We start from the raw sequence: 17117 nt of genomic DNA, 5'->3' as shown, positions 1-17117 counted from the left end.
AAGTAACAACGACCTTAAGGTGGTTATTGCGGCGGGGCTCACCTCTTCCCATCCCGAACAGAGTAGTTAAGCCCGCCTGCGCAGATGGTACTGCAGTTATGTGGGAGAGTATGTCGTCGCCTTTCTTTAGAATCCTCATCAAGTAATTGATGAGGATTTTTTTTTGGCTTTACTTTTTTGGGATTTTGTGAAAAGTTGTTTCGCAAAAAGCGCAAAAGAAAACACAAAGGTTCGCAAAGTTTAATAAATAGTTTTGTGGACCTTTGCGTTTTTCTATTTCATTACTCTGCGGTTAAAATGGATCAATTAGTAGCTCAATAATCTAAAAAAAGCTTTGTTGTTAGTATCTAATGGAGACCCTTCGTTCTTCAGGGTGACAAGACTGTAGTTGTTTTACCCGAAAAATGAGCGCAAAGGTTCGTAAAGTTTAATCAATAGCTTTGTGAACCTTTGTGTTTTTTCTCTTTCCTGCCTTTGCTGTTAAAACCGGAAGTATTATTTATGCTAAAAACAGCTTTGCGTCACAGCGACTTTGAAATAAACTATCTTAAGTTTTACAAGTAAAAAATCTTTGTGAGACTCTGTGTAAACTTTGTGAAGCTTCGCGGTATAATTTCAACATGTTTATGGAGCGGAATCATTTGTGAGTAATGTTCTAACATGACTAAACAATAAAAGTGTTTTAAGATGTATATAATGAAGTGTTATTTTGTGTCCGGGTATAAAAAAAACCTGCTCGATTGAGCAGGTTTTTAATTTTATAGTATGTAAAAGAATTATTTTCTTTTAATAACTCTTTCTACAGCTTCAACAATTGCTTGATTGTTTAGCTTATATTTTTCCATCAATTGCTCTGGAGTACCAGATTCTCCGAAACTATCATTAACAGCTACGAACTCTTGTGGAGCTGGATTGTTTAATGCTAATACTCTAGAAACGCTTTCTCCAAGACCTCCAAGTATATTGTGCTCTTCAGCTGTAACAATACATTTTGTTTTTGTTAAAGATTTTAATATAGCTTCTTCGTCAAGTGGTTTGATTGTGTGGATATTGATTACTTCGGCAGAGATTCCTTTTGCTTCTAATGCTTCTGCAGCAATAAGTGCTTCCCAAACTAAATGTCCTGTAGCAACAATAGTTACATCAGTACCTTCGTTTAATAAAATTGCTTTTCCAATTACGAATGGCTCATCTGCAGGTGTAAAGTTAGGTACAACTGGACGTCCGAAACGTAAATAAGCTGGTCCATGGTGATCTGCTAATGCTAGTGTAGCTGCTTTAGTTTGATTGTAATCACAAGTGTTGATTACTGTCATTCCTGGTAGCATTTTCATTAAACCAATATCTTCTAATATTTGGTGTGTTGCTCCATCTTCTCCAAGTGTTAAACCTGCGTGAGATGCACAAATTTTTACGTTTTTATCTGAGTAAGCTACAGATTGACGGATTTGGTCATAAACTCTTCCTGTAGAAAAGTTAGCAAAAGTTCCTGTAAAAGGAATTTTACCTCCAATTGTTAAACCTGCTGCGATTCCAATCATGTTTGCTTCAGCAATTCCGATTTGGAAAAAACGTTCTGGGTGATTTTTTTTGAAATCATCAAATTTTAATGAACCAATTAAATCAGCGCATAATGCAACAACATTTTCGTTTTTCTGACCTAATTCAGTCATTCCCGCTCCAAAACCTGAACGAGTATCTTTACTTCCTGTATTTGTATATTTTTTCATTTTTTTGTTGCTATAAGTAGTATACTTTGTAAATAATAGGCATAAAGCTTATTATGAAAAGTATAATGCTTTTTTAATAATCTGCTAAGGTTGAAATGTTTTGAGCTAATGCATTAGCTAATTGGTCGTTGTTAGGTGCTTTACCATGCCAAGCATGTGTATGCATCATAAAATCTACACCGTTACCCATTTCAGTATGTAGTAAAATACAAACTGGTTTTCCTTTTCCAGTTCTTGATTTTGCATCTGCCATACCTGCTAATATAGCATCGATATTGTTTCCTTCTTTGATATCTATAACATCCCAATCAAAAGCTTCAAATTTAGCACGAATGCTTCCCATTGCTAAAACTTCGTCTGTAGTTCCGTCAATTTGTTTTCCGTTAAGATCGATAGTTGCAATTAGGTTGTCTATTTTTTTAGCAGAAGCATACATGATAGCTTCCCAGTTTTGTCCTTCTTGTAATTCTCCATCTCCATGTAATGTGTATACAATATGGTTGTCTTTGTTTAGTTTTTTAGCTTGTGCAGCTCCAATTCCTACAGATAATCCTTGTCCTAATGAACCTGAAGCAATACGAACTCCTGGCAATCCTTCGTGAGTTGTAGGGTGTCCTTGTAAACGAGAGTTAAGCAATCTAAAAGTTGCTAATTCTGAAACTGGAAAGTAACCGCTTCTTGCTAGAACGCTATAAAATACTGGAGAAATATGACCATTTGAAAGGAAGAAAAGATCTTCTCCGATTCCGTCCATATCAAAACCTTCTTTGCGGTCCATAATATTTTGGTATAAAGACACCAAAAATTCAGTACAACCTAGTGAGCCACCTGGGTGACCTGAGTTGACAGCATGTACCATTCGAAGAATATCTCTTCTTACTTGGATAGTTAAATCGCTTAATTGTTGTGTGTTAGGCTTCATTTTATGTGTAAAAGTTAAACTGTTGCAAAAGTAATTTTTATTTTGCCGTAAGACAAATGATTTTAAAGGAAATGTAGCATTTAGATTATTGGATAATTTGACGATTAGATAATTTGATTTAAGGCTCTGAAATCTATAATTATCTAAAATTGTAGCTACTAAGAAGTGTTAATCTTTTGTTTCTTTATTTTTAATTGGCATATTTATCTAATTTTCTGAATTTCTCTCCAGGTGATTAATCGTATGTTGTTCTCTTTTAATTTTTGTTTGCATTCGTTACTTGTGAAATAGTCAAAGTCTATTTGTCTCCACTCAGAACCAAAGTTAGGATGGTTTTTTGTAATGCCTTGCATTTCATTATCATCGAATGCTGGGTGCAGCAAGAAAACGTTGAAACCTGGGTTTATATTATCTAAAGCTTTCTCGTAAGATTTTTTAAGTTCACCTTTTTCGAAGTTAGTAAAATTTCCAATTAGAAGATTGTCGGCTACAAGGGTGTTCTCATAGTTATACTTTTCGTTGGATAAGCTTATCGATTCTACAAATTGTTTATTGATGAAAACGGGTAAGTTGTATTCTTTTCCTAGAGCTTTGTATATTTCTAAAAACTCGGGACATACACCAATACTGCACATATGCGAATCGAGATGGGTGGGTTTTAATCCAAAACGTAATGCTTTCTCAATTTGAGCTCGAAGTTCTTTTTTTACTTCTTCTGGTTTTGCATTATTTATAAAGTCTACTCTGGTTTTATGGAAATTGCCATTTTTATCTACTAATGATGGTACTTCATTAATGGGTAATATTGGACCAAATTTATAGTTCTCCCACTCGCAGGTAAGTGTTAAATGAATTCCGTTATCAAATTGTGGATTGTTTTTGGCAAAGTTTGCCATTTCGTAAAACCATGGACAAGGTATCATAATACTATAAGAATTAATCATTCCGTTTTGTAGTGCTTGTATTGTTGCTCTGTTTTCTGAATGGGATAATCCTGCATCATCGGCATGTATGATTAATAACTTACTGTTCTCTGGGTATCCTAGTTTTTGTGATAAATTCATTAGGTCAATGTTATTTTCGATATTTTATATCCAAATTTAGTGGATTTTTTTTGCATGAGGGATAGTAGCGGCATCCTTTTGTGTAATGAAATGGAACAAAAGATATAGCGAATAGCCCGACCCGAAGGGACATGCCCAAATTAATTCATAAAACATCTTTAATTTTTTGATTTATCTAATTATCTAATTTTCAAATTAGCCTATCTTTGCCGACTGAAAAACGTGTATATGAAGTTTGATTTATTACAAAAAGATCTGCAATCGAAAGCGAGAGCGGGAAGTATTACTACTGATCATGGAGTTATTGAAACTCCTATTTTTATGCCTGTTGGTACTGTTGCATCTGTTAAAGGTGTACATCAAAGGGAGTTGAAAAACGATATTAACCCTGACATTATTCTTGGAAATACATATCATTTGTATTTACGCCCACAAACTGAAATTCTTGAAAAAGCTGGTGGATTGCATAAGTTTATGAACTGGGATAGAAATATATTGACAGATTCTGGTGGATATCAAGTGTATTCATTGTCTGCAAACAGAAAAATTAAAGAGGAAGGTGTAAAGTTTAAATCTCATATTGATGGATCTTATCATTTCTTTACTCCTGAGAATGTAATGGAAATTCAGCGTACTATTGGGGCAGATATTATTATGGCTTTTGATGAGTGTACACCGTATCCTTGTGATTACCGTTATGCGCAGCGTTCGATGCATATGACTCACCGTTGGTTGGATCGTTGTATTAATCATCTGGATAAAGTGCCTTTTAAATATGGATATGAGCAAACGTTTTTTCCTATTGTTCAAGGTAGTACTTATAAGGATTTACGTCGCCAGTCGGCTGAATATATTGCTAATGCAGGTCAGCAAGGTAATGCTATAGGTGGATTATCGGTAGGTGAACCAGCTGAAGAAATGTATGCTATGACTGAAATTGTTTGTGAAATTTTGCCAGAAGATAAGCCTCGTTATTTAATGGGTGTTGGTACGCCAATTAATATCTTGGAAAATATTGCTTTGGGTGTTGATATGTTTGATTGTGTTATGCCTACTCGTAATGCAAGAAACGGAATGTTGTTTACTGCAAATGGGTCAATCAATATTAAAAATAAAAAATGGGAAGCTGATTTCTCTCCAATTGATGAGATGGGAATTACATTTGTAGATACTGAATATACTAAAGCATATTTGCGACATTTGTTTGCTGCTAATGAGTATCTAGGTAAACAAATCGCTACGATTCATAATCTTGGTTTTTATATGTGGTTGGTTCGTGAGGCTAGAAAACATATCTTAGCAGGAGATTTTATGCCATGGAAAGAAATGATGGTTAAGAATATGAGCCAAAGACTGTAAATGTATTTACTGTTTAATCGTTTATTCGGTTAAATATTAGCAAAAAAACGATTATACTTATCTATGCTGACAATAATAGACAAATACATCTTAAAGAGATATTTAGCCACTTTTACAGTGATGTTGTTGCTATTTATACCGATTGGGATTGTAATTGATGTTTCGGAGAAGATTAACAAGATGTTAGAGAACAAGATTCCGTTTTTGGATATTGTTGTTTACTACTATAATTTTACTATTTATTTTGCCAACTCTCTATTTCCGATATTTTTATTTTTATCGGTGATTTGGTTTACATCTAAATTGGCGAATAATACTGAGGTTATTGCTATATTAAGTTCGGGGATATCTTTTTCGCGTTTTTTACGACCTTATATTATAGGTGCTTCGATTGTTTCGGTTTTTGTATTGTTGATGGGGTTTTATATTGTTCCTGCAGCAAGTGAAGGCTTTAATAATTTTAGGTATACGTATCTTAAAGGTGGTGGAAAGGAAGCTATGCATGGGAATAATACAAATGTATATCGACAAATAAATGACAATGAGTTTATTTATGTAAATAGCTTTAATGATGTTTCTAAAACTGCTTTTAATTTTACTTTAGAAAAGTTTAAAGGAGAAGAACTTGTTTCTAAAATTACTGCAAGTCGTATCCAGTGGAATCCTAAAGATAGTACTTATACTATGTATGATTACACTAAAAGGACTTTGGGAGAATTAGACGATAAAATTGAGAAAGCTGCTGAGAAGAAAGCTGTATTTACTTTTGATTTAGAAGATTTGACTCCTGTGGTTTATATTGCCGAAACCTTGAGTATTGGTAAGTTATACGATTTTATAGAAAAAGAAAAAAAACGAGGCTCTGGTGATATCAATGTATATCTTGTTGTTTTGTATAAAAAAATAAGTGTTCCTATCTCGGCATTTATTTTAACGATTATTGCTGTTGCTGTTTCCTCGATGAAAAGACGTGGGGGAATGGGTACCAATTTGGCAATAGGAATTGCACTTGCTTTTGCTTTTGTATTCTTTGACAAAATATTTGGCACACTAGCCGAAAAATCAACTTTCTCACCTTTATTTGCCGTTTGGTTCCCTAATATTGCTTTTGGAATTTTGGCAGTTTTCTTATTACGTAATGCAAAACGATAAACTAAAAAGTTACCTAAGTCTTCATTTAATTGTTTTTATTTGGGGATTTACTGCTATTCTGGGCGCATTAATTACTATAAATGCAGAAGCTTTGGTTTGGTACAGAATGCTTTTGGCAGGGATTTTTTTAGGGGGCTTTATTATTTTTAAGAAAGAATCATTTCATGTTCCTGTAAAAGCTTTTTTTAAGTTAATTTTTGTGGGATTGCTAATTGCCTTGCACTGGATATTTTTTTTCAGAGCAATTCATGTTTCTAATGTTTCGATAACACTTTCTATATTTTCTTTAGGCGCTTTTTTTGCGTCTTTATTGGAACCAATTTTTTTTGGAAGAAAAGTGTTATGGTATGAAGTTTTTTTCGGGCTTATTATCATTGCTGGTTTGGCTCTGATAATGCAGGTTGAAATTCAGTACTTAAACGGAATGTATTATGCCTTAGCTTCTATAATTCTAGGAGTTTTATTTACTTTAATGAATGGTAAATTAATTGCTGATCATGAGCCTTCGGTTATTACTTTTTATGAATTTGGAGCAGGTGTTTTTTTTATTACTATTTACTTTTTATTTCAAGGTAAGTTTACTGCCGATTTCTTTGTACTTTCTGTAAACAACTGGTTGTTATTGCTGCTTTTGGCTTCGGTATGTACTGCTTATGCATTTACTGCTTCGGTAAAAGTAATGAGAAAACTTACTCCTTATACTGTTATGCTTACGACTAATTTAGAGCCTGTTTATGGAATTATTTTAGCGTATTTTATATTAGGAGGAAAAGAGAAAATGAGTACCGAATTTTATATTGGGGCTATTATAATTGTAATTACAGTTATTTTAAATGGTGTTTTTAAACACTATAAAAAAGATGATAAAGTATAATGTTTTAACTCTTTTTGACTTTATTTTTTTTATACTTTAATACTAAATAAACACGCCAAACAATATAATATTTTTATATTTGCGGTTCGATTTAAAAACAAAAATTCAAAAGATCCTATGGAATATTTAGATTTTGAACTTCCTATCAAAGAATTAGAAGAGCAGTTAGAAAAGTGTGTTATCATTGGAAAAGAATCAGATGTTGATGTAACGCCAACGTGCAAGCAAATTAATAAGAAATTAGAAGAAACTAAAAGGAGTATATATAAAAACCTAACAGCTTGGCAACGTGTACAATTGTCAAGACACCCAAACAGACCTTATACCTTAGATTATATTAAGGCTATGTGCGGAGATACTTTCTTAGAACTTCATGGAGACAGAGGTTTTAAAGATGACAAAGCTATGGTTGGTGGTTTAGGAAAAATTGATGGGCAGTCGTACATGATTGTTGGTCAACAAAAAGGATACAATACTAAGACACGTCAATACCGAAATTTTGGTATGGCAAATCCAGAAGGATATCGTAAAGCATTACGATTGATGAAAATGGCTGAGAAGTTTGGTATTCCTGTTTTAACTTTAGTAGATACTCCAGGTGCATATCCAGGGCTTGAAGCTGAAGAAAGAGGGCAAGGTGAAGCTATTGCAAGAAACATCTTTGAAATGGTACGTTTAAAAGTACCAATTATCACTATTATTGTTGGTGAAGGTGCTTCGGGTGGAGCTTTAGGAATAGGTGTAGGAGATAAAGTATATATGCTTGAGAATACTTGGTATTCTGTGATTTCTCCTGAATCTTGTTCTTCTATTTTATGGAAAAGCTGGGAGTATAAAGAGAAAGCAGCTGAAGCATTAAAATTGACTTCTTCTGACATGAAAAAGCAAAAATTAGTTGATGATGTTATTCCAGAACCATTAGGTGGAGCTCATTATGACAGAGAAACTACTTTTACAACAGTTATACAATATATCACTAAAGGATATAATGAATTGAAAGACTTATCAACAGCCGATTTAGTTGCCCAGAGAATGGACAAATACAGTAAAATGGGCGAATACAAAGAATAAATTCTTACAAATTTATAAAAAATCCGAAGCCTTATCGTTTCGGATTTTTTTTTGGTTTTAAACAATATACATTAACTTATAAACAATTATTCGTAACAACTAGATAGTTATATCTCTTCTAAATTTTGTTACATTCGCTATATGGAAAACTTCAAAAATATAAACCCAATTAAGGTCGATAAAACCGCAATTATTAATTTAGAAAAAGGGAAACTTCCCCCGCAAGTACTGGACTTAGAAGAGGCTGTACTAGGTGCGATGATGATTGATAAAAAAGGTGTAGATGATGTGATTGATATTTTGCAGCCTGATGCTTTTTATAAGGATGCACATAAGTATATTTTTGAAGCGATTGTTCAGCTTTTTACTGAAACTCAACCAATCGATTTACTGACAGTTTCGGCACAACTAAAAAAGAATGGAAAATTAGATATATCAGGTGGTGATTTTTATTTAATTCAGCTTACGCAAAAAGTAGCTTCTTCTGCGCACATCGAATTTCACTCTCGTATCATTCTTCAAAAATTTATTCAAAGAAGTTTGATCCGAATTTCTTCGGAAATTATCGAAGCGTCTTATGATGAAACAACAGACGTGTTTAATTTGCTTGATCAGGCCGAATCTAAACTATACGAAGTAACGCAAGGAAATATTAAACGAAGTTCTGAAACTGCTCAGAGTTTAGTACTTCAGGCAAAAAAGCGTATTGAAGAAATTGCTAAGCAAGAAGGTTTAAGTGGTGTTGAAACTGGTTTTACTAATTTGGACAAACTGACTTCTGGATGGCAACCGAGTGATTTAATTATTATTGCGGCTAGGCCAGCGATGGGAAAAACAGCGTTCGTACTTTCGATGGCTAGAAATATTTCTATTCAGTTTGGGCATCCTGTAGCTTTGTTTTCTCTGGAGATGGCATCAGTACAGTTAATTACGAGGTTAATTTCATCGGAAACTGGATTGTCATCTGAGAAATTACGTACTGGTAAGTTAGAACCTCATGAATGGGAGATGTTGAGTACAAAAGTAAAAAACTTAGAAAAAGCTCCTTTGTTTATTGATGATACGCCATCACTTTCTATTTTTGATTTAAGAGCAAAATGTCGTCGTTTAGTTTCACAGCATGGTATTAAAATTATCATTGTTGATTATTTGCAATTGATGACTGCTGGAGGAAATAGTAAAGGTGGAGGAAATCGTGAGCAGGAAATTTCTACAATTTCCCGAAACTTAAAGGCTTTGGCAAAAGAGCTAAACGTTCCGGTAATTGCACTCTCGCAGTTATCGCGTGCTGTTGAAACGCGTGGATCAAGTAAGCGTCCGTTGCTATCGGATCTTCGTGAATCTGGAGCGATTGAGCAGGATGCTGATATCGTTTCGTTTTTATATAGACCAGAATATTACAAAATTGAAGAATGGGATGATGATGAGGCTTCACCAACCGCAGGTCAGGCAGAAATAATGATTGCTAAACACCGTAATGGTGGTATCGAAAACGTTCGATTGAAATTTATAGGACACCTTGGAAAATTTGATAACCTGGATGATTTTTCAGGTAGTTATGATGATTTACCATCTAAAATGAATCATGAGGATAATCCGTTTGTTACTAAAAATCTTCCTTCTGCAAACGAAGCTTTTGGAAGTAACTTTAATGATGACGATGATGATGATAGTGATGTTCCATTTTAATGTTTAAATTACTATTTGCGATATTACTCAGGTAGTATTGATAACTAAAAAAGGGGAAATTGTTTTTACAATTTCCCCTTTTTTAAATTTATTTTAAACCTATGCTTTTACTAAATAAAAATTAAAGTTTGAAAACAATAAATTAGATTCTTCATAATTCACTGGACAATATTCTGGTTTAAAGTCAGGATTATATTGCCATTGATCACTATGAATATTGCAACCTTTTGGAGTTAAATATAGATTTCCTTCATAAGGTTTGTATCCATCTACTTTAATTTCTATGACTAATTTTTCGGATATTTTTTCTGAATTTGCAAATCCCGAAAAAATTGAATAGGATCCATTTAGTGCATTAACAGAATGTTTTTTTGAAAAAAATCTATTTCTTTTAGTTTTTACATACATATCAGCATTTATGGGGAAATGTGTTTTAGAATCTAAAATTTTACCTTTTATCATAATTTTTTTACTACTGATAAGTATTGGTGTTAAATCTAGATTATTAATATTGATGTTGCTTTTCTCAGGTATTGCGAATAGATTTTTTGTAGAGAAAAAGAAAAGACCTGAAGTTAATAAGCTTGTTTTTTTTACAAAGGATCTTCTTTCCATAAGTTGTATATTTTGGAGGCGGTTATCGTATAAAATTTATAAGGATGTTTATTAAACTAAAAAAAAAATGGGAGATGTTTTTTTAATATCTCCCATTTATGTTTATTTTTTTAGAATTAATTTATGGGTAATTACTTTATTTCCGTTTACTTCGCAAATAAAATAAATTCCATCCGTCAGACTTTCGATGTTAATTGAGTTAGTAGTATCAGCAGAAACTTTAACCTTTTTAATTGTTTGTCCCCATTGATTAACAATGTTTAAATCGCTATCATGATCTGTATTGATGTTTACTACACCTTTGCTCGGATTTGGATACATGATAAATTGAGCTTTTTTCTCAAATTCAGGGGTTGCCAAAGTACTTACAACAACACATTGCGAAGAAACAGTACATCCATTTAATGTTATAGCAACTTTATAAGATCCATTTGCTATTGGAGCAAATGATTGACCTATTTCGCCAGGTATTGGTGAATTATCTGAACATTGATACCATTGATAAGTTGCACCAGATTGGCTAGCACTTAAGACATTATTTCCGCCAAAAGTTACCGCTAAATTATGTGCGACAGGCTCAATAATAGTAAAAGATTGATCTTTAAAACACCCATTTTCATCAGTTACAGTTACGGTGTACGTTCCAGCAGTTAATCCTGTAGCAGTTGCAGCTGTTCCACCAGAAGGCGACCATGTGTAGCTAAGAGCTCCAGAACCACCAGATGCAGTTACTGTTGCCGTACCATCAGCTTGTCCATTACAGCTAACATTCGTATGAGTTCCAGATGTCGTAATTGCAGTTGGTTCTATAATAGTAAAAGATTGATCTTTAAAACACCCATTTTCATCAGTTACAGTTACGGTATATGTCCCAGCAGTTAATCCTGAAGCAGTTGCTGCAGTTCCACCAGAAGGCGACCAAGAATAAGTATACGATCCAGCTCCACCAGTTGCAGTTACAGTTGCCGAAGCGTTAGATCCTCCATTACAGCTTACATTAACCTGAGTGCCAGATGTTACAATTAGACTAGGTTCTATAATATTGAAAACTTGTGGTTTAGTACATCCGTTAGCATCCGTTACAGTCACAGTATATGCTCCAGCAGTAAGTCCAGATGCAGTTGCTGCAGTTCCACCAGAAGGTGACCAAGAATAAGTATATGAACCAGCTCCACCAGTTGCAGTTACAGTTGCAGAAGCGTTAGATCCACCATTACAGCTTACATTAACCTGGGTACCAGATGTTACAATTAGACTTGGCTGTATGATATTGAAGGCTTGAGGTTTGGTACATCCGTTAGCATCCGTTACAGTCACAGTATATGCTCCAGCAGTTAGCCCAGATGCAGTAGCTGCTGTTCCACCTGAAGGCGACCAAGAGTAAGTATATGAACCAGCTCCACCAGTTGCAGTTACAGTTGCCGAACCGTTAGAACCACCATTACAGCTTACATTAACCTGAGTACCAGATGTTACAATTAGACTAGGTTGTATGATGTTGAAGGCTTGTGGTTTACTACATCCGTTAGCATCTGTTACAGTCACAGTATATGCTCCTGCAGTAAGACCAGAGGCTGTTGCTGCAGTTCCACCAGATGGCGACCAAGAATAAGTAAGAGTACCAGATCCACCTGTTGCTGTTGCAGTTGCAGATCCATTAGAACCACCGTTACAGCTTACATTAGTTTGTGTAGGTACTATGCTTATTGGTGTACCTGTTTCGATAATAGTAAAAGTTTTAGTTGCTTGGCATAGTATACCATCTGTTACAGTTACTGTATAGGTTCCTGCAATTAAGCCTGTAGCTATACTTCCAGAACCACCAGATGGGAACCATGAATATGTATAAGTACCAATACCTCCACTTGGAATAACGGATGCACTACCTGTAGCGGTACCTACACAAACGATATTATCTTGCGCGCCCGCAAGGGTTATGTTAGAAACTGATAATGTGCCGTAATTAGTATTTGCAAAACAAGTAGCGACTCCATTAATTGCAACAGCTCTATATCTATAAGTACTCATTGCTGTGGTTACACCAGTTATAGTTAATGTGTTAGTTGTAACTCCAGAATATGGAGCGGCATTTGCCAGGTCTGTATAAGTTCCTGCGCCTGTTTGGTCAACTTGCCATTTGTAAGTTGTAGCTCCAGTTGCACCAGCAGAAAATGTAGTATTGCTTCCTGGACAAAGACTTCTATTAGGAGGATTGGCTGTAATAACGGGTGCTGTACACGCAGGTGTTTCGAAAAGACGGAAATTATCTACTGCAAATTCTTGCGAATCTGAACCATTTGCAGAACAATTTAATCTAATTTCCAATAGTGTTCCAGTACCAGGAATGTTAGCAGTAAATTCACTAAAAGCATATCCTAAAGCAGCTCCATCTCCTATTAAATCTCCATTTGTATCAAGAGATAAGGCGTTGGTTGTTGTTATAGCACCAGCATAGAATGCAATGATTTTTGTCCAAGAACCTCCATCAATTCGATATTCAATAGCAATAAAATCTTGAAGTGGAGCAAAGTTTGAACCATTCCAGCCAGCATTTAAATTATTTGCTGCAAAAGTACCCTTAAAGGACAAACCACTTTTTCCCGCAATACTAATTGCAGACCAAGTAACTTGCTGATTAGGGCTTAATGTACCATTGACCCCTGCTGACCCTTTGTCAATGTCTTCAGCAGCCCATATTTTTGCACCTTGAAAAGCTGTATAAGTCCCGCTTTGAAGGGCTATTCCAGTTGGAATCGTTCTAAAAAAATAGGCAGTTGGAGGTGGTCCTCCAAAAGTAAATTCTGGAACTGAAGGTACTCTGAGACCAGAACTTGGAGCTCCAGTATCTTCAAATGTATCGGACCAAAATTGCGTTTGAGCATTACCTCTTGTGTAAAAGAGGCATAGCAACATCGCAAAAATAATAGTAAAGTTCTTTTTCATAATCTGATAGTTTTAAATTGATAGTTAAGTATATTAGTTAGATATGGGGTTTGCCATTAATGGCTTTAATAAGGCGTATTTCTTAGCCGTCATTATACCTTCGTCTGTACTAAGTATTTCGATTGCAATTTGTTTGTTGTCCTCACAAGCTACATTTACCGTATTGTTTATAGAAATAATTGTTCCTGGTTTGTCTTCATGAGGTTCATCTAATAGTGTTGCTACTATTATCTTAACCTGTTCATTCATTAAAGTTGCATCGGCACCAGAATTCCAAGGATTACAGGCGTTTATTAGTGCAATGATTTCATCGGCACTCATACGTTTCCAATTAATGTAAGTATCCGTTAGTTCCGGTTTTTCATAATAATACGCTAATGATTCATCTTGAGATTGATTAGGAATGTTACTAGCATATTGTAGCATATTTGCCATATTTAAAGCAACTTGTGATATACGGTTGCTTAACCTCACAGTTAATTTTCCGTAAGTGTCATTTTCTTGTATTCTTATAGGGTCATTGAAAATAATATTACCCTGATCAAATTTTTCATTCATAAAATGCGCGCAAATAGCAGTCTCTTTCTCTTGATTTTTGAGCACTTCAAAAATTGGCATTACGCCACGATATTGTGGTAATGGTCCTGGATGGAAATTGATGAATTGATTACTCCCATAAGACAGAACAGATTCAGGAAGGAGAAATGGAAAAGAGATACTAAATATATAATCGGGTTTAATAGTATCAATCCAGCCTCTCATTTCTTCCATACTTTTTTTAGAAGGGAATGATTTGAATCCTAAGTTATTGTCTTCAGCTTCTCTTTCTAAAGCATCTATTATTGTATCATTACTTTTCCCGATACCAATTGCACACATGAATTTTTCATATGCTAATAATTGCAATGTTTTAAAGGCGAACTTTCCGCCACATAGGATCATTATTTTTTTCTGTTCTTCCATAAATTAGATGCATACATAACTATTAAACCAAGCTGATGTCGTTTGATCTAAGTCTTGGTTAGTTAGTTTTTTATACTGTTCGTTTACTTCTGTTACCTCGCCTTCTAATTGTAATTCACATTTGCCTTCATTATCAGAAATGACGGCTACTTTATATAATGGGGAAATTGATGTATTCGTTTTTGGATCAAAATAAATCTCACCTCTTGGGCTTATGAATGAAAGCGATTGGAGATCTTGGGCAATATTTGATACATTATTTTTATGCTCATCAGAAAGTTCTAATGCTCTTAACGCAATAGTTGCGCTTTCCCAGCTTAGTAAAGAAAAAAGATTAGGTATTTTGCCTAATTCGGTTATTGTTTCAATAAAAATTTGATTCTCTGTTGATTTGATTTTTTTAGACCAAGCAGCAATCCCTTTTATATTTTTACCTGGATAAATTGAATTACCTAACATTGTTTCTTCTAAGCCAAATGGAGGTAGATAAATCGGTAAATTTTTTCCTTCGAATGTGTTTTTAATTTGTTCAAAATACCATTCAACATAATCACCACTAAAAATGCTTAATAGAGCACTCTCAGGAAAATTTGTTAAGTGTTCTTTTAAAGGTTCCATCGTAAAATCATCTGTTTTATAACCAGTAGCATGATTAAAAGCTATCGTCCCTCCATTATCTTGAAATGTTTTAGATATACTATATGTATGTAGGTAGCCAGCATCATAATAACCTGTTACCATGCCAGCATTTTTATATCCATCGTTTGTTGCTTCTTTAGCGGCGAGTGAAGCACCTAAAGAGTTATGAAGAGAATGATAAAAAATATTTGGACAGGTTGGCCATTCATGAGGCATATTTGCACCTGCATCTAAAACAATCAGTATTTTATTTGCCGCCAGAAAAAGTGGTCGAAGTAATTGAGCAGTACGATGTCCTATGTAGGCAATTACGATAGATGCATTTTCTTCGAGCAGAAGTTTTTCGGCGCTGCGATAACATTGTTGCTTATCGGTACCAAAACCTATGTTTTCTGTGACTATTTTGATATCGCTTCTCCCTAGTTGTTTTAACCCCGAACGGAGACCTTCATATAAATCAAAACCAATTGTTTGATAATATGTAGAGCGCGACAATAGAATTCCGATTACTTGCATATATTTTATGTAATAAAAAGGAGAGCTTTATATATGAAGCTCTCCTTTGATTTTATTTATAATTAATTTCTACTTGGAAATATCCCTTCAGTAGCAATAGAATAATTTATTGTTAAATATGGATTTGTTATATCGATAGGTATACTTGAACCAGCTATATCAGTATTACCAGAAATTGCAGTTCCACCACTAAAAACGTTATTTGTTGCTCCATTTCCTGAATAGCTAGGTGATTGAGAAACAGCAGGGAAATTACCATTTGGAGATGTTTCGTCTGCATTTGCAGTCGATGCCTTAATTTTTACCGATACACTATTCAGAGAGTGAACGTGTGCAGGCATATTTGAAGTCAATATTGAAACAGCTGTTACTCCTCCAGCTTGTCCCATCACAAAGCTTGCTCCTAAGGAGCTTTGCCCTTGTCCTATTGGCATACGACCTTGTAAATTAGGAAGCTGAAATGTTGTTTGCCCATTTCCTCCATAATAAGTGCCTATAAGAGAGAACAATGCGGTATTTTGTGCGATGCTTAAAGTTTGACCTTGGCAGGTCATGTATCCTCTAGGAGCAAAATTGAATGCTAGGATTTTAATTTCTCCAATAAATGGTTCTGTAGACATAGTTTTTAGGTTTAAATAGTTTACAATCAAAATTAAATCATAAAGGAATTCTGGATAAGCGTATTTATACCTGTTTTTACATTTTGAATTTGAATAGGTTTTTACTTAATAAATAGGGGTTATGTGAGGTTTTTGGATTGTTATTTTTCAATTATAATTATTGTTTTAGGATTATTATTGTTAAAAACTTACTAAGTAAAAAATGAAGCTTTTTATTTTTTTACTAGTCTTTTACTGATTTTATTTTTTTTGTTAAGAAAATAAAAAACAGTAGTTTAGCACAACTATTAACAGACCTGAGTTAAATTTTAAATTAATTATAAACCTGAATTATGAAAGAAAACTACAGATTAAGAGAAAAAGACACGGAAATTCCATTGGCGACTGCTGAAAAATGGACAAAAAAATGGAGCGATCCAAAAACTGAAATCGACCTTAAAAATAAAGTTCGTGCTTTTTTAATTCCAAAAATAAATTTAGAATTAGTTTTAAAGCAAGAAATAGATGCAGTAAGGGCTTATATGGGAATCAACGATGATGGAGAGCAAACTTTACTGATTGTAGGAACCAGATATGACGAAAAAACGGGTATTTATGTAGATATGCTACCTGAAAGCAACCATAAAGAGGGAGATACTGAAAATCATGTAAATGCTATAGCACCAGCAATATACGATTTTAGTCAGCCTTGTCCTCCAGGAGGAGATCCATCTAGTCCTCTTTAATCTTAATATGATTTATGTATTCATTTCTTGTTAACTTTGGATATCTTCTTTTGCTGATTAATTTTATTGTATTCGCAATAGGTCTTTCTAAGCAACAAAAAACGTATGTGATATTTACATCTTATCTTTTCTTTATTGTATGCGTTCAGATTAGTACGTTAGTTTTAAGTAAATTAGGTATGAATAATCTGTTTTTGTCACATTTTTATTTTATCGGACAATTTCTAATGCTGGC

The 17117-nt window shown here is 34.2% G+C and carries 14 protein-coding genes and 1 rRNA gene; 7 read left to right on the top strand and 8 right to left on the bottom strand.

The window, feature by feature from the left end:
• Positions 1 to 15: 15 nt before the first annotated feature.
• Positions 16 to 125: ribosomal RNA gene (gene rrf / locus OA93_RS22975) — 5S ribosomal RNA — on the top strand.
• Positions 126 to 776: 651 nt separating this feature from the next.
• Here rrf and OA93_RS22970 read toward each other — a convergent pair.
• From OA93_RS22970 to OA93_RS22960, 3 genes are all read right to left on the bottom strand, one after another.
• Positions 777 to 1730, bottom strand: a complete 954-nt coding sequence (locus OA93_RS22970) for a transketolase C-terminal domain-containing protein (protein WP_039116480.1) — start codon at positions 1728 to 1730, stop codon at positions 777 to 779.
• 73 nt (positions 1731 to 1803) lie between these two features.
• A complete protein-coding gene (locus OA93_RS22965; RefSeq protein ID WP_039116478.1) occupies positions 1804 to 2652 on the bottom strand; it encodes a transketolase in 849 nt (282 codons plus the stop codon).
• 203 nt (positions 2653 to 2855) lie between these two features.
• On the bottom strand, positions 2856 to 3716 hold the full coding sequence (locus tag OA93_RS22960; protein WP_039116476.1) for a polysaccharide deacetylase family protein: 861 nt from the start codon (positions 3714 to 3716) through the stop codon (positions 2856 to 2858).
• Positions 3717 to 3944: 228 nt separating this feature from the next.
• On the opposite strand from OA93_RS22960, the gene tgt reads away from it, so the two are divergent.
• The 5 genes from tgt to dnaB all read left to right on the top strand — a co-directional run bounded on the left by tgt (position 3945) and on the right by dnaB (position 9861).
• Positions 3945 to 5075 (top strand): tRNA guanosine(34) transglycosylase Tgt, encoded by a 1131-nt coding sequence (tgt, locus tag OA93_RS22955; protein WP_039116475.1) that lies wholly within the window; start codon positions 3945 to 3947, stop codon positions 5073 to 5075.
• A gap of 63 nt (positions 5076 to 5138) precedes the next feature.
• The gene (locus OA93_RS22950; RefSeq protein WP_039116473.1) at positions 5139 to 6227 is read left to right on the top strand and encodes an LptF/LptG family permease; all 1089 of its coding nucleotides are present in this window, start codon (positions 5139 to 5141) and stop codon (positions 6225 to 6227) included.
• A complete protein-coding gene (locus tag OA93_RS22945; RefSeq protein ID WP_039116472.1) occupies positions 6214 to 7101 on the top strand; it encodes a DMT family transporter in 888 nt (295 codons plus the stop codon). The genes OA93_RS22950 and OA93_RS22945 overlap by 14 nt, the downstream gene beginning before the upstream one ends.
• Before the next feature lie 117 nt (positions 7102 to 7218).
• Positions 7219 to 8172, top strand: coding sequence for an acetyl-CoA carboxylase carboxyltransferase subunit alpha (locus tag OA93_RS22940; RefSeq protein WP_039116471.1), 954 nt, complete (start codon positions 7219 to 7221; stop codon positions 8170 to 8172).
• Positions 8173 to 8313: 141 nt separating this feature from the next.
• Entirely contained in the window at positions 8314 to 9861 is a 1548-nt protein-coding gene (dnaB, locus tag OA93_RS22935) for a replicative DNA helicase (protein WP_039116469.1), read from the top strand.
• A 99-nt stretch (positions 9862 to 9960) separates the two neighbouring features.
• Here the strand turns inward: dnaB and OA93_RS22930 are convergent, their stop codons facing one another.
• From OA93_RS22930 to OA93_RS22910, 5 genes are all read right to left on the bottom strand, one after another.
• Positions 9961 to 10476, bottom strand: a complete 516-nt coding sequence (locus OA93_RS22930) for a hypothetical protein (RefSeq protein WP_039116468.1) — start codon at positions 10474 to 10476, stop codon at positions 9961 to 9963.
• A 102-nt stretch (positions 10477 to 10578) separates the two neighbouring features.
• Positions 10579 to 13419: a T9SS type A sorting domain-containing protein gene (locus tag OA93_RS24335; RefSeq protein ID WP_052259581.1), complete on the bottom strand. Its 2841-nt coding sequence runs from the start codon at positions 13417 to 13419 to the stop codon at positions 10579 to 10581.
• A 33-nt stretch (positions 13420 to 13452) separates the two neighbouring features.
• Positions 13453 to 14382 (bottom strand): formyltransferase family protein, encoded by a 930-nt coding sequence (locus OA93_RS22920; protein ID WP_240474787.1) that lies wholly within the window; start codon positions 14380 to 14382, stop codon positions 13453 to 13455.
• 3 nt (positions 14383 to 14385) lie between these two features.
• Positions 14386 to 15537, bottom strand: coding sequence for an ABC transporter substrate-binding protein (locus tag OA93_RS22915; RefSeq protein ID WP_039116466.1), 1152 nt, complete (start codon positions 15535 to 15537; stop codon positions 14386 to 14388).
• Between the two features lie 62 nt (positions 15538 to 15599).
• Positions 15600 to 16157: a tail fiber protein gene (locus tag OA93_RS22910; protein WP_039116463.1), complete on the bottom strand. Its 558-nt coding sequence runs from the start codon at positions 16155 to 16157 to the stop codon at positions 15600 to 15602.
• Between the two features lie 332 nt (positions 16158 to 16489).
• On the opposite strand from OA93_RS22910, the gene OA93_RS22905 reads away from it, so the two are divergent.
• A complete protein-coding gene (locus OA93_RS22905) occupies positions 16490 to 16882 on the top strand; it encodes a hypothetical protein (RefSeq protein ID WP_052259580.1) in 393 nt (130 codons plus the stop codon).
• The last annotated feature ends 235 nt before the right edge of the window (positions 16883 to 17117 follow it).

Source organism: Flavobacterium sp. KMS, assembly GCF_000813005.1.
Lineage (GTDB): Bacteria > Bacteroidota > Bacteroidia > Flavobacteriales > Flavobacteriaceae > Flavobacterium.
Note: the sequence above shows the minus strand (reverse complement) of the source record. Positions and strands in the feature narration are given on the sequence as shown.